This is a genomic window from Xenorhabdus sp. Sc-CR9 (assembly GCF_963897815.1).
GTDB lineage: Bacteria > Pseudomonadota > Gammaproteobacteria > Enterobacterales > Enterobacteriaceae > Xenorhabdus.
Genome location: NZ_CAWQTY010000108.1, coordinates 51,336 through 66,398, shown reverse-complemented (window position 1 = coordinate 66,398; position 15,063 = coordinate 51,336). Strand labels below are relative to the sequence as shown.

The 15,063-nt window shown below is 45.0% G+C and carries 9 protein-coding genes, 1 other RNA gene and 2 pseudogenes; 7 read left to right on the top strand and 5 right to left on the bottom strand.

Annotation, left to right across the window (positions count from 1 at the left end):
* A pseudogene (locus AACQ81_RS05110) lies at nt 1-97 on the top strand (IS5/IS1182 family transposase); the annotation flags it as partial.
* Between the two features lie 48 nt (nt 98-145).
* Nucleotides 146-844 carry a pirin family protein gene (locus tag AACQ81_RS05105; RefSeq protein ID WP_237386572.1) on the top strand — a complete coding sequence of 233 codons (699 nt, stop codon included), beginning with the start codon at nt 146-148 and terminating at the stop codon, nt 842-844.
* Nucleotides 845-952: 108 nt separating this feature from the next.
* Here AACQ81_RS05105 and rnpB read toward each other — a convergent pair.
* An RNA gene (gene rnpB, locus AACQ81_RS05100) (RNase P RNA component class A) lies at nt 953-1,340 on the bottom strand.
* Between the two features lie 82 nt (nt 1,341-1,422).
* Nucleotides 1,423-2,286 (bottom strand): 16S rRNA (cytidine(1402)-2'-O)-methyltransferase, encoded by an 864-nt coding sequence (rsmI, locus tag AACQ81_RS05095; protein WP_237386571.1) that lies wholly within the window; start codon nt 2,284-2,286, stop codon nt 1,423-1,425.
* Nucleotides 2,287-2,349: 63 nt separating this feature from the next.
* Between rsmI and AACQ81_RS05090 the strand changes: the two genes are divergently transcribed.
* From AACQ81_RS05090 to dolP, 4 genes are read left to right on the top strand one after another with little or no spacing between them, the layout of a single operon-like run.
* Nucleotides 2,350-4,254 (top strand): penicillin-binding protein activator, encoded by a 1,905-nt coding sequence (locus AACQ81_RS05090; RefSeq protein ID WP_237386570.1) that lies wholly within the window; start codon nt 2,350-2,352, stop codon nt 4,252-4,254.
* The gene (locus AACQ81_RS05085; protein WP_237386569.1) at nt 4,241-4,633 is read left to right on the top strand and encodes a YraN family protein; all 393 of its coding nucleotides are present in this window, start codon (nt 4,241-4,243) and stop codon (nt 4,631-4,633) included. The genes AACQ81_RS05090 and AACQ81_RS05085 overlap by 14 nt, the downstream gene beginning before the upstream one ends.
* A gap of 51 nt (nt 4,634-4,684) precedes the next feature.
* A complete protein-coding gene (diaA, locus tag AACQ81_RS05080; protein WP_237386568.1) occupies nt 4,685-5,275 on the top strand; it encodes a DnaA initiator-associating protein DiaA in 591 nt (196 codons plus the stop codon).
* 11 nt (nt 5,276-5,286) lie between these two features.
* Nucleotides 5,287-5,862, top strand: a complete 576-nt coding sequence (gene dolP, locus AACQ81_RS05075; protein WP_237386567.1) for a division/outer membrane stress-associated lipid-binding lipoprotein — start codon at nt 5,287-5,289, stop codon at nt 5,860-5,862.
* Between the two features lie 113 nt (nt 5,863-5,975).
* Here dolP and mtgA read toward each other — a convergent pair whose 3' ends face one another.
* The 3 genes and pseudogenes from mtgA to arcB form a co-directional block, all read right to left on the bottom strand.
* A complete protein-coding gene (gene mtgA / locus AACQ81_RS05070) occupies nt 5,976-6,692 on the bottom strand; it encodes a monofunctional biosynthetic peptidoglycan transglycosylase (RefSeq protein WP_237386566.1) in 717 nt (238 codons plus the stop codon).
* Between the two features lie 4 nt (nt 6,693-6,696).
* A complete protein-coding gene (elbB, locus tag AACQ81_RS05065) occupies nt 6,697-7,350 on the bottom strand; it encodes an isoprenoid biosynthesis glyoxalase ElbB (RefSeq protein ID WP_237386565.1) in 654 nt (217 codons plus the stop codon).
* A gap of 145 nt (nt 7,351-7,495) precedes the next feature.
* Nucleotides 7,496-9,926 (bottom strand): annotated as a pseudogene (arcB, locus tag AACQ81_RS05060) (aerobic respiration two-component sensor histidine kinase ArcB).
* Between the two features lie 679 nt (nt 9,927-10,605).
* Between arcB and gltB the strand changes: the two are divergent.
* Nucleotides 10,606-15,063 carry a glutamate synthase large subunit gene (gltB, locus tag AACQ81_RS05055; protein ID WP_237386563.1) on the top strand — a complete coding sequence of 1,486 codons (4,458 nt, stop codon included), beginning with the start codon at nt 10,606-10,608 and terminating at the stop codon, nt 15,061-15,063.

Here is a 15,063-nt window from a genome sequence, read left to right as displayed (position 1 = left end):
AGCAGTAGCTACTCGGTATGACAAATTAGCAAGAAATTATGAAAGTCTCGTTGCTTTGGCATTTTCAATCATGTGGCTCCCTATGTGGGTCGATTGAAACATGTACAACAAAGGTCAACACGCTCTAGTTAAAGAGATGACAACGATGATGATAACGAGGTCAGCAACTCAATGTGGAAAAGCCGATTATGGTTGGTTACAGGCTCGATATACTTTTTCATTCGGTCACTATTTTGACCCAAAATTTTTGAACTACCAATCGTTACGTGTTCTTAATCAGGAAGTTCTGGCACCAAAAGCCGAATTTCAGCCTAAATCTTATCCTCACGTCGATATTTTGAATATTATCCTGCAAGGAGAAGCTCAATATCGTGACAGTGAGGGAAATTATATCCATGCAAAACAAGGTGATTGCTTGCTGTTTTCTGCTCGTCAGGGCATTAGTTATAGTGAACTCAATCCCAGTGACAAAATACCCATGACGAGGATGCAACTCTGGCTCAATGCCTGTCCTCAGCAAGAACCCCTGCCATTACAACGTAAAATTTTGCCAGATAGGCCGTTAACATTGCTGGCCTCCCCCACATCAGAAAACAGCAGCATGTACCTGCGCCAACAAGTGTGGATAAGCTATTTTGTGATAAAACCCCGAGAACACCAAACTTTGTCTTTATGGAACAAATATGCCTACCTGCAATCTATCAGAGGCAATGCAAGGATCAGCAGCAGGACAGATGAAGTTGTGATTCAGTGTGGAGATGGTGTATTTATTCAGGAAGAACAAGAAATCACATTGCAAGCAGACACGCTGTTTCGGGGACTGTTAATTGATTTGGCAGAGTGATTTTTCTGGCCCAGTTTTTTCTGGTTCAGTTTTTTCTGACTTAGTATTCATTTCATCTGACCAAGAAATGAATAAACCCCACAGAGTAAATACTCTGTGGGGCTAAATTTATGAAGTTGACCGATAAGCCGGGTTCTGTCTTGGACAGCCATTCATCTAGGCCAGCACTTGCGCACTGGCTCAAGCAACCTACCCGGGTTCGGTACGGGCCGTACCATATGAACCCCTATTTGGTCTTGCTCCGGGTGGAGTTTACCGTGCCACGGACTGTTGCCAGCCGCGCGGTGCGCTCTTACCGCACCCTTTCACCCTTACCTGATCCCAAACTTATTTTTGCAAATAAGCCGGGCCATCGGCGGTTTGCTCTCTGTTGCACTGGTCGTAGGCTTTCACCTCCCAGACGTTATCTGGCACCCTGCCCTATGGAGCCCGGACTTTCCTCCCCTTTACTTCTCCCGGAGGAGAGCGGTAAAGCGGCGACTGTCTGGTCAACTCCGGCGCGGATTATAAGGGGTTTACTATCCGATGTATAGGAATTTTCACACGTCGTCTTTAATTTGCTCAATGACAGGTTTCAATTAACTGTCTTGATCAAGAGCGTAACGGTACAATGCATTTTTCTTCACGCCGTGTATCTCAGCCGCCAATGCCGCTGCCTTTTTCAATGGCAGCTCTTTTTGCAGCAATGTCAATGTCCGCAAGGCTTCCGGTGGCAAACTATCTTCCGCTGGTTTACGGTAGCCTTCCACAATCAGCACCATTTCACCACGGCGACGGGTTTCATCTTCCCTGACCCATGCCAGAAGTTCTCCCGCAGGCATTCCTTGAATGGACTCCCACGTCTTGGTCAGTTCCCGGGCCAACACAACATACCGATCTGCTCCCCATACTTCTACAATATCTTCTAAACTGTCCAATAAACGATGTGTTGATTCGTAGAATATCAGCGTCCTTGGTTCCTGTGCTAATTCACGCAGGGTATCCTGACGCCCTTTACTTTTTGCTGGCAGAAAACCTTCATAGCAAAAACGATCGGAAGGCAGGCCAGCCGCAGACAAAGCCGTAATCGCTGCACAAGGGCCGGGCAGTGGAACGACTTTAATTCCTGCTTCCCGACAACGACGGACAAGGTGGTAGCCCGGATCATTGATCAAAGGAGTACCGGCATCAGACACTAACGCGATGCTTATTCCTTGTTCCAATTTTGCAATCAATTGATCTGCTTTCTGCTGTTCATTATGATCATGAAGTGCGAACATACGCGCATTAATGGCAAAATGTTGAAGCAACAAGCCAGTGTGTCGCGTATCTTCAGCTGCAATCAGATCGACATGTTTAAGAACTTCAAGAGCACGCTGGGTAATATCCCCGAGATTTCCAATAGGGGTTGGCACAACATACAGCGTGGATGTCGTAACCACTGCTCGATTGGTTTGATTCATTGTTTCTTCCGAATGACCGATTTAAAATTGAGCATCTTTGAAAAAAACATCACTGGATACAGTATGCTTCCCTCAATTTTTGTGCGTTTCAAAACTGGTTTAGTCTATACAGCACTGCTATCGACTATGATTATTGCAGGGTGTACCATGCCCACACAGCAAGGGCAACCAACTTCTCAGCCTCAGGACAATATCAGCGCAGAGATTAACCACTATCAAGCCATTATTGATACAGCGCATAATCAACCATCACTGGATGTTATCCGTGCTTACATTGCGCTGGAACATTATTTATCAAAGACACACGATGTCACAGAAAACCAAGCAACATATGAAGCTGAGCATCAGAAAAACATTGATGAAACCTGGGAGGCTCTGACACATCTTTCCTCGCAGCAACTCAGCGAGTTGGTGATCAATGCCAACGAATATACGTTGCAAGGCTGGCTCGACTTGCTCAATGCTTATCAGAACAATCAGCAAAATCTCGATAAACTCCGCCCTGCCATCAGCGATTGGAAAATTCGCTATTCTGGCAACCCTGCTGCACGTAGTTTACCTACTTCGCTGCAACAAATGTTGGAAAAATCAAATGATGGTCATGCCACAATCGGATTATTCCTGCCCTTAAGTGGTCAGGCAAAAATGTTCGGTGAAGCTATTCGCCAAGGTTTCCTTGATGCGCAAAAAGGGTTGCCAAAACCAGTATCGCCTGTAAACGTGACTGACTCAACTATTGCTGCGGCTATTGCTTCTACGACGGATAATGGATTACCTGATAACACCGATCTATCTCATTCGGTGGATACCAATACGTCAAATTCAGAAAACACTGACGTTGGCGCGGCATCGATACCTGAAATAGCTACAATCTCTGATACCACGTCATTCACAATAAGTGATACTCCCGTAAATGTTCAGGCAGTAAAAGTCTATGACACTAACAGCCAGCCACTGACTAATCTGCTGGCACAAGCTGAACAAGATGGTATTACACTGGTCGTTGGGCCTTTACTGAAACCCAACGTGGAAAAGCTTGCACAGATTGAAACGTCGCTCAATATTCTGGCTCTCAATGAATTGGATGTTCCGCAGGTACAACCTAATATCTGTTATTTTTCGCTGTCCCCAGAAGATGAGGCAAAAAACGCCGCCATGCATATCTGGCAGCAGCAGAAACGCAATCCACTGCTTTTAATACCGCGAACTGAATTCGGTACACGAATTGCAAAAGCCTTTGCAAAAGAGTGGCAAAAATTAGGGGGGCAAACCGTATTGCAGCAAACTTTCGGGACACCGGATGAAATGAGACAATCCATGAACCGTGGTGTTGGCATTCGCATGTCTGGTACGCCAATTACCGTCAGCACCCCTGCACCGGATACCGCTAATCAGGCCAATATAAATGTGCCCGTTGTTTCCACAAGTTCAGCCAATGGCTCGGTGGATGCCGTTTATATAGTCGCGACAGCGGATGAGCTGACAACTATCAAACCAATGATCGATATGGCAATCAGCTCTCGCAAAAAACCCGCTCTGTATACCACCTCACGTAGTAATAAATCAGGCTTGGGCCCTGATTTCCGTTTAGAAATGGATGGAATACAGTTTAGTGACATTCCACTGTTGACAGGCATGAACGTGCCATTGATGCAGCAAGCTGCCAAAAAATTTTCCAATGACTACTCCCTGATGCGCCTTTATGCAATGGGAATCGACGCGTGGTCACTGGCTAATCAGTTTACACAAATGCAGCAAGAAACGGGGTTCCGTCTGAATGGTGCATCAGGGGAGCTTTTAGTTTCGGATAATTGCATCATCATGCGCCAACTCCCTTGGATGCAGTTCAGTAATGGTCGTATCATTCTCGAAAATCGTGCTGACAATACTGAACATACCGAGATTACTAATAACTCGAATGAATCAGACGATGTGAATAATGTTGATCAAAGTAATGCGTTACAATAAACATCACAAAACAACGGGTAGCTATGCGCTAGGGCAACATTACGAACAGCAGGCCAAGCAATTTCTGCAACAACAGGGGCTTACCTTTGTTGCAGAAAATGTAAAAATTCGTGGTGGAGAAATCGATCTCATCATGCGTGATAAGCATACGTGGGTATTTGTCGAAGTCCGCTTTCGCCAGAACGCTCAATATGGTGATGCTATTGCTACAATTACCCAAAGCAAGCGCAGAAAGCTATTGCATACTGCGGCAGTTTGGCTGAACCAGCGTAATGAATGTCTGGAAACTGCACCTTGTCGCTTTGATGTTTGTGCGATAACAGGCCAGAAATTTGAATGGCTGAAAAATGCTTTTACCCTGAATGAGAGCCTATTTTAGTAGGTTCTTAATTTACTCTCTAAACAGATTCCAATATACATAGGTCATAACGTGCTGGATAGAATTAAAGTCTGCTTTACGGAAAGTATTCAAACTCAGATCGCAGCAGCAGAAGCATTACCCGACGCAATATCGCGCGCGGCAATACTGATGGTTCAATCACTGCTGAACGGCAATAAAATTCTTTGTTGTGGTAACGGTGCCTCAGCCGCAACCGCACAGCGTTTTGCCGCCAGCATGATAAACCGCTTTGAAACAGAGAGGCCAAGTCTGCCGGCGCTGTCTCTGAATACTGATAATGTGGTGATCACGGCCATTGCCAACAGTAAACAGCCTGACGAAATCTACGCCAAGCAAGTCAGGGCGTTGGGGCATGCTGGAGATGTCCTGCTCGCCATTTCTACCCATGGTAACAGCCGGGATATCATCAAAGCCGTGGAAGCAGCTGTCACACGCGATATGACGATTGTCGCACTGACAGGCTACGATGGAGGTGAAGTGGCAGGGTTGCTTGGCCCGCAGGATGTTGAAATCCGTATCCCCTCACATCACAGCATCAGGGTTCAAGAAGTTCATATGTTGACAATCAATTGCCTGTGCGACTTAATCGACAATACGTTATTTCCTCATCAGGATGAATAAGGAGCCCAATAATGCGGTTATTTTCTCTATTATTGCTATGTTTTAGTGCAATGTTATTGCAAGGATGCATTGGTGCCGCTGTCGTGGGTTCAGCTGCGATTGCGACAAAAGCCGGCTCAGATCCACGGACAGTTGGGCAACAAGTTGATGATACTACTCTGGAAGCCCGAATCAGCAATGCCATCAGCAAAGATCCACAAATTAAGGCACAAGCCCGCGTGGTAGCAACAGTATACCAAGGCAAGGTTCTTTTAACCGGACAAAGCCCCAATATGGCGCTGGCTGATAAAGCAAAGCAAATTGCGTCAAAGGTTGAAGGGACTGAGGTGGTCTATAATGAGATCCGCCAAGGCAATCCTGTTTCATTGGGAACAGCGTCCTCAGATACTTGGCTGACAGCCAAAGTGCGCTCCCAGATTCTGGCCAGTGATGCAGTTAAATCTTCCAGCATCAAAGTGGTGACAGAAAATGGTGAAATCTTTTTGTTTGGCATCGTGACCAGAGAAGAAGGAACTGCTGCTGCAAAAATTGCCAGCGAAACGAGTGGGATCAGGCGCGTGACAACGGCGTTTACTTACCTGAATTAATCTCAACTAAATACCCAAACTAAAATTTCTCCATTTTCCAGACGAAGCGGCACAATGGCACAATATATAGTGCCGCTTTTTATTCTCAATACATTACTGCCCTGTGCCAGTTTCTATCTCAATTTATTTTGCTTTAAGTAATTTTCGCCTCCCATCAGCTTCATTTGCCACAAAATCCATTTCTGGCGTTGTAACACATAAGCAGAAGGCGCATTCACTTTATAACGATGAGGATTCGGCAATACTGCGGCAAGCAATGCGGCTTCAGAAGCGGTCAAGCGTCTGGCAGGTTTGCCAAAGTAATGTTGAGCTGCTGCTTCCACACCAAAAATGCCATTGCCAAACTCAACAATATTAAGATAGACCGTCAAAATACGTTTCTTTGACCAGAATAATTCCAGTATGGAAGTTAATCCCGCTTCCAATCCTTTTCTTACCCAACTACGTCCTTCCCATAGAAATAAATTCTTGGCTGTTTGCTGAGAAATTGTCGATGCACCCCGTATACGTCTCTGATATTTTTTATTATGAGCGATAGCAGTTTCGATAGCATCGAAATCAAATCCCCAATGTTTTGGAAATTTTTGATCTTCGGCGGCAATAACGGCTAATGCCATATAAGGTGAGATTTGATGCTGAGCTATCCATGTGGAGCGAGAAACATAAGATAAATTAATTGACAATAAGGCGTTCACTTGCCGCTCTACCATCATCATAGAAAATGGCACCGGCAGAAACGAAAACGCGATTACAGCAACAAACCATAGAACTGTGATCGACAATACAATTCTTTTCAGCCAACGCCATAATATTAAAAAAGGATTTATCATCCAGTTACTCAATCATTTCCAATATTTTCTTAACCAGCTTATCAATCCCTTTTTCTGCCTGAGATAAGGATTCAGCCAGCATATAGGCTGGTGTTGTTACAATTTTATTTGCAAAATCAACAACAATATCATCAACTGGACATTCTACGTGTATACCTCCCATTTCTTCTATTTTAGCCGCAGTTTCAGGATCATTGCCGATGGTAACTTTTATCGATTTACCTAATATTTTAGGCACCATCACAGGAGAAATACACATAAAGCCCATTGGTTTGCCTTGTTGATGCATTGCCCGCACAATACTTAATAATTCTTTATTTATATCACAATCTGATCCTTTAAATGCGAAATTACATAAATTCTTGGCTACTCCAAAGCCGCCTGGAATAATCAATGCATCCAATGCATTAATATCAACTTTAGATAAAGATTGTATATTTCCACGTGTTATACGGGCAGATTCCTCCATTATGCGTCTGCTTTCTTGTTTCACCTCTCCATTAACATGATTAATTACATGATGTTGTGCATCATCAGGTGCAAAAAAGGATACTTCAGCACCAAGACGACTTAAAGAGAGCATAGTCAGGACTGATTCGTGAATTTCACTTCCATCGTACACTCCACAACCACTCAATATAATGGCAACAGATTTCATATTTCTCTCCATTTGTAGTAGATTAATGCTTAACCCCTTAGAGGGTTAAACACCAATCTTCATCACAGATTTTAATGAATCTTGTAACAAAAAATCTTATCTTTGCTATGTTGGTACCTGTGTTCTGTGTGGAAGAATTTTTTAACTACTCGCACCGAAAACAAATCTTAGATAAGCGGGTAAACAAGTTTCCCTGGTGTTGGCGCAGTATTCGCGCACCCCAACTTCGGTTGGGGTTATTTTTTTGTAGCATCCGACAACCAGTTTCTCAGTATTTCTATATCATTCTTCCATTCTAACTTTAACTCATCCACCCATTCCTGAACGTTATCCCACCATGCCGGTAGATCCGGAGATTGAATTTGCTGAGCCAGCTGCTGCAAGTGGCGTAATCCGACAGAACCTGCCGCTCCCTTGATTTTGTGGGCTTCTTCCGTAATTCCTTTCTGATCTCTGGCAGTCATATTTAAGTCCAGCAAGGCAAGGTAACTGGGCATCATGGTTTCAAAAATTACCAGATTATCAGCAATCATTTTAGGCCCAACCAATTCGATATATTGGTTAAGCATCTCCGTATCGAGCAGTTCTTCATCCTGTGTCACAATATTAGCCTCTTGTGGTGTATTTTCAGGTTCAAATGCCTTACCCCAATATTTTTCCATCACGGCCGTTAACTCTTTAACGGAGAGCGGCTTATTGAGGACATCATCCATACCGGCATCAAGATATTCTTTTTTATCTTTCAATACATTAGCTGTCAGGGCAATCAATGGGGGTAAAGATTGGCTGGAGTAACGCTGGTGTAATTTGCGGGCAATATCAAGCCCTGTCATATCCGGCAATTGGATATCCAACAACACCAAGTCATATTCTTCAGGATCGAACATTGCCAGTGCATCATGACCATTCATGGCAACATCCACACTGTTCCCCAGCTTTTCCAGTACGGAACGGGCAACAATGACGTTCAGTTCAATATCTTCTACCAACAGGATGTTCAGTGCCGGTAATGGCAGGGTATCTTGCGCTTCTTTCCCTTTAAGGTGTTCATCAATGACAGGAGTAACAACAGACAAAGTAAAGCAGGAGCCGTGTCCCAGCGAACTTGTTACCGTAATGTCACCACCCATAGCCTGAGCAAGGCGCTTCGAGACTGCAAGACCAATGCCTGTTCCTGTCGCAGGACGCCCACCAGCACTGTCTGTCACTTGGTAGTACATGGCAAAGATTTTTTCCAGCTCATTGGCAGGAATGCCAATACCAGAATCTGTAACTTCAAAAAACAGCCACTCCCCCTCTTCACGCCAGATACGAACCCGGATTTCCCCTTCTGGTGTAAATTTCACGGCGTTACTGATCATGTTCCACAGAATCTGCCGCAAACGGGTTCCGTCAGTCACTACCTTGGCAGGCAACGGTTGTTCCGGCTCCATCACGAATTTAATACCTTTCGGTTGCACCAGCAGCCCTGCAATGTTCTCCAGGTCAGCCATAAAACCGGTGAAATCAATTGGCTGGTTATCAAGCTGGACTTTGCGGCGCTCAATTTTATCTAACTCGATGATATCATTGAATATATTACCCAGTGTAATTGCACTGACATGAATGGTTTTCAGATATTTGCATTGTTCTGGTGTTACATCGGTATCCATCAGAATCCGGCTCAGACCAATGATGCCATTTAAAGGCGTACGAAGCTCATGGCTAATCGTAGAGATAAAAGTCGTCTTATCCCTACTGGCATTCTCCAACGCGTCCTGATAGCGCTTACGCTCCGTAATATCGCGTCCAAACCCCATTAGCCCATGTCGTTTCCCGACGCGATCATAAAAAGGGACTTTCCGGAGTTCAAAACAAGCCTTGCGCCCGTCAGGATAAACCAGCCATTGCTCGTAAGTCAGGGATACATTGTGACGAAATACTTTTTCATCGGTTTCCATTACCTTCTTGGCAATTTCTTTATCGTAAACCTCCTTCGGAGTCAGGCCGATAAGCTGCTTCTCACTTTTGCCTGTCAGCAGTTCCACCGCCCTATTACAGCCGGAAAATTCGTCGTCTTCATTGCGGTAATAAACCAGATCAGGAGATGCATCCAGAAATGAACGGAGCAAAATGGATTGCTGCTCAAGTTCAATCTGAGTTTTTTCACGATATTCCATTTCTAATTTGAGTTTATTCAATAACACCAGATGCGCTTTTTCCGCTTTCTCTCTTTCGGAAATTTCTTGATTCAATTGGGCAATATTTTCTTTGAGTTGCAGATTCAATTCCGCATCACGCTGGCGCATTTCCTCAAGTTTTGCGACCAGACTGGATAAACGCTGACGGGATTCTTCCAGTTGTTCTACCACAATAGAAAGAAAATAAACCGCCCAAGGAGTGATTAACAAACCAAAAAAGATCGAGCGGATTAAATCAATGCCCTGCACCTCCCCGTGCAATACGAATGTCACCGCCATTTGCATAGCCATTGCAAGAATAACCAGAGCAGATGCGAGCAATATTGAAAAACGCACTAACCCTAGCTTCATCATCAAATCTACATAATATTGGGCAAGTTCCCGAATCAGCTTCATAACCACTCCAAGTCAAAACTATTTCCAGTAAAGTCATCAGATTGAATCATAACGCAAAAAAGACTCAACTTCGTTGAGGGATATCACCTGACACCAGAGACATAAAAACTCACAAAAATAGAATATTTAATCATAAAATTTCTCACTTTATTTTTTAGAGCAAAAAGCAATTGATAATTTATTCTTATATCACACAAAACACACTTGATAATTTCGATATATTTACAAAATTAAGATTAAATATCTAAAAAAACTTAATTTAATAGCATATATGAAACAAATAATTCCGTTGATTTAGTGATATAGCTCACATCATGTAACACTCATGATCTAGTTCACAAAATACAAAATAACATAATTTCTTCTTTTAATTTAATACCATGGATAAATATTAATAATAATAAACCTGATTTTCTACGATTTGACCTGCCCTATTTTTCTCTATAAGTTGGGAATTCACTGAAAATTCCATATCGAACAATCGTCCGATTCATATTTATGCAGTGATATGACATGAAACATAACATCATTTTGATTTACCGCTTGTTGTTGCAAATAAAAATTGCAAATAAAACAAGTGGCGTTTGCTGAGGGCGCAAATCAGACGCCTATAGAAATAATATATCTATACCATCTCGCGAGTGATGTGAGAACCGGACAGAACTTGGGGAGCTTTACAATGTTGTATAATAAATTGCAGGAAAAAGATAACTGTGGCTTTGGATTAATTGCACATATTGAAGGTGAGCCAAGCCACAAGGTGGTGCGCACAGCCATACATGCGCTGGCTCGGATGCAGCATCGGGGCGCGATTTTGTCAGATGGCAAAACCGGTGATGGCTGTGGTTTATTAATGCAAAAGCCAGATCGTTTTTTTCAGATGATTGCCAGCGAGCAGTCGTGGAGACTCGCCAAAAACTACGCCGTCGGTATGCTGTTTCTGAGTCAGGATGCCAAAATTGCCCAATCATGCCGTGACATCGTAGAACAAGAATTACAAAACGAAACCCTTTCTATTGTTGGCTGGCGGGAAGTCCCCATCAACCGAGATATTTTGGGTGAAATTGCCCTGTCAAGCCTTCCTCGTATTGAGCAGATTTTTATCAATGCGCCTGCCGGATGGCGGACACAAGATATGGAGCGCCGGTTGTTCGTTGCCCGGCGCCGTATAGAAAAACACATTACCGACAACGATTTTTATGTTTGCAGCCTGTCCAATCTGGTCACGATTTACAAAGGGCTGTGCATGGCGGCTGATCTACCCCGTTTCTATCCAGATTTGGCCGATTTACGGATGGAGTCTTCTATCTGCCTGTTCCACCAGCGTTTTTCAACCAATACGGTTCCTCGCTGGCCACTGGCACAACCTTTCCGTTATCTGGCCCACAACGGAGAGATCAACACCATTACAGGAAACCGCGAATGGGCCAAAGCCAGAGCCTATAAATTCCGTACGCCACTCATTCCTGATTTATATACCGCCGCGCCTTTCGTTAATGAAACCGGTTCCGATTCCAGTTCGTTAGACAATATGCTGGAGCTGTTTCTCAATGGTGGCATGGATTTAATTCGCGCAATGCGCCTGCTGGTTCCACCTGCATGGCAGAATAATCCCGATATGGATGATGACCTGCGCGCGTTCTTCGATTTCAATTCCATGCATATGGAACCCTGGGACGGGCCTGCCGGCATCGTGATTTCTGATGGGCGCTATGCAGCCTGTAATCTGGACAGAAACGGCTTACGCCCAGCCCGTTATGTGATTACTACAGATAAACTGATCACCTGTGCGTCTGAAGTGGGCATTTGGGATTACAAGCCCGATGAAGTCGTGGAAAAGGGGCGTGTAGGGCCGGGCGAATTGATGGTCATTGATACCTATGAAGGCCGTATTCTTCATTCCACTGAAACTGACAATGATTTGAAAATCCGTCATCCTTATAAAGAATGGTTAGAGAAAAACGTCAGGCGTTTGACTCCATTTGAAGAACTACCGGAAGATCAGGTCGGGCAAAGAGATTTGGATGATCGGCTGTTGGCAACTTATCACAAGCAATTTGCCTACAGTAATGAAGAACTGGATCAAGTTATACGTACCCTTGGCGAAAATGCCCAAGAAGCGACAGGCTCTATGGGAGATGATACACCGTTCGCCGTTCTTTCCCGCCGCCCGCGCATCATCTATGATTACTTCCGCCAACAGTTTGCCCAAGTGACCAATCCTCCCATTGATCCACTGCGTGAAGCTCATGTCATGTCGCTGTCTACCCGCATTGGGCGGGAGATGAATGTCTTTTGTGAAGCAGAAGGGCAAGCGCATCGATTGAGCTTTGAATCACCTGTCCTGCTCTACCCAGACTTCGTGCAGCTCACGACACAGAAAGAGCCATATTACCGTGCTGACACACTGGATTTGACTTTCAATCCGCAGGAAACCAGTCTTAAAAATGCGGTTTACACCTTGTGCAAGGAAGCAGAGAAACTTGTCCGTAACGGTTCGGTATTGCTGGTATTATCTGATCGCAATATTTCATCAGAAAGATTGCCAATCCCTGCGCCAATGGCCGTCGGTGCTATTCAGCATTGTCTGGTTGAAAAAAACCTGCGCTGTGATGCCAACTTGATTGTGGAGACCGCCAGTGCGCGTGATCCGCACCATTTTGCCGTATTACTGGGTTTTGGTGCTACCGCTGTTTACCCTTATCTTGCCTATGAGTCTCTGGGAAAGATGGTAGATGATGGCACAATCAATACCCCCTATCCCCGCGTTATGCTGAATTATCGCAACGGCATTAATAAAGGGTTGTATAAGATTATGTCCAAAATGGGCATCTCTACGATCTCCTCTTATCGCTGTTCTAAATTATTCGAGGTCGTAGGCTTACATTCTGATGTAACAAACATTTGCTTCAATGGTGTCGTCAGCCGCATTGAAGGGGCAGATTTCAGCGACTTTGAACAAGATCTGCTTAATCTTTCCAAGCGGGCATGGCTGCAACGTCACACCATCGATCAGGGTGGTTTGCTTAAGTATGTTCACAATGGAGAATACCACGCTTATAACCCCGATGTTGTCAGCACATTGCAAGCCGCAGTTCATAGTGGCAAATACAGTGATTACCAGAAATACTCTGAATTGGTGAACAGGCGTCCCGTTGCAACATTGCGGGATCTGTTGGCAATTTCTCCCCAGAGTGAACCCATCTCCATTGAGGATGTTGAACCCGCAGAAGCTTTGTTTAAGCGTTTTGATACCGCTGCCATGTCGATTGGTGCACTAAGCCCTGAAGCTCATGAGGCATTGGCAGAAGCGATGAATACCTTGGGAGGGTTTTCCAATTCCGGTGAAGGTGGGGAAGATCCGGCTCGTTACGGCACAACAAAAGTTTCCCGCATTAAGCAGGTCGCCTCCGGTCGGTTTGGCGTTACACCAGCGTATCTGGTCAATGCCGATGTCATTCAGATCAAAGTTGCACAAGGTGCGAAACCGGGTGAAGGTGGTCAGTTGCCGGGAGATAAAGTCACACCTTATATTGCCAGATTGCGTTACTCCGTACCCGGTGTCACACTGATTTCGCCGCCACCTCATCACGATATTTACTCTATCGAAGATCTGGCTCAACTGATTTTCGATCTTAAACAAGTTAATCCAAAGGCCCTGATTTCAGTCAAACTGGTTTCAGAGCCGGGTGTGGGAACCATCGCCACAGGCGTAGCTAAAGCTTATGCCGACCTGATTACTATTGCTGGTTATGACGGAGGAACCGGAGCAAGCCCCCTGTCCTCTGTAAAATACGCTGGTTGCCCGTGGGAATTAGGGCTTGTGGAAACTCAGCAGGCGCTGGTTGCCAATGGGCTGCGCCATAAAATCCGCCTTCAGGTTGACGGCGGTTTGAAAACCGGGGTTGATATCATCAAAGCAGCGATTTTGGGTGCGGAAAGTTTTGGTTTCGGCACAGGTCCCATGGTTGCCCTCGGCTGTAAATATTTGCGGATCTGCCACTTAAATAACTGTGCGACGGGTGTGGCAACGCAAGATGAAAAATTGCGTCAATCTCATTATCACGGTCTGCCGGAAAGAGTGATTAATTACTTCCACTTTATTGCGCAGGAGACACGCGAGCTAATGGCACAATTGGGTGTGAAAACACTCACTGGCTTAATTGGCCGAACAGATTTGCTGACGATACTGGAGGGTATCTCTGCCAAACAAAATAAACTCTGTCTTGAGCCGTTGCTGGAAACGGCTGAACCTCATGCTGGAAAAGCGTTGCATTGCACAGAAGGCAATCCACCTTTTGATCAAGGTGAACTGAATAAGTCCATCATCGCCCACGCTATGCCTTATGTGGAAAATTCACAGAGTAAAACGTTCTATTTTGATATTCAAAATACCGACCGCTCTATTGGTGCTGCTCTCTCTGGTGAAATTGCGACTCGATATGGCGATCAAGGACGGGCAGCTGATCCGATCAAACTGAATTTCACCGGAACAGCAGGACAGAGTTTTGGTGTCTGGAATGCCGGCGGTGTCGAACTGACTTTAACTGGCGATGCCAACGATTATGTCGGCAAAGGTATGGCAGGAGGTCGTATTGCCATCCGCCCTCCGGTCGGTTCAGCATTCAAAAGTAATGAGACCACTATTATCGGTAATACCTGCCTTTATGGTGCAACAGGCGGAAAACTGTTTGCTGCCGGACGTGCCGGTGAACGTTTCGCAGTCCGTAATTCAGGTGCCATCACCGTTATTGAAGGGATTGGCGATAATGGCTGTGAATATATGACCGGCGGTATTGTCTGTGTTCTCGGCGGCACTGGCGTAAATTTCGGTGCTGGCATGACAGGCGGTTTCGCTTATGTACTTGATGAATTTGATGATTTTCGCAAACGCGTCAATCCAGAGCTGGTGGAGATACTCTCAATGGATACCCTTGCTATTCACAAAGAACATCTGCGTGGGTTAATTACTGAACACGTGCACCTGACGGGTTCTCCACATGGCGAAAGCATACTGGAAAACTGGTCACAATGGGTCGATAAATTTGCGCTGGTTAAACCTAAATCCAGTGATGTCAGCGCGTTGTTGGGACACCGTAGCCGCTCCTCTGCGGAATTGCGGGTTCAGGCGCAGTAA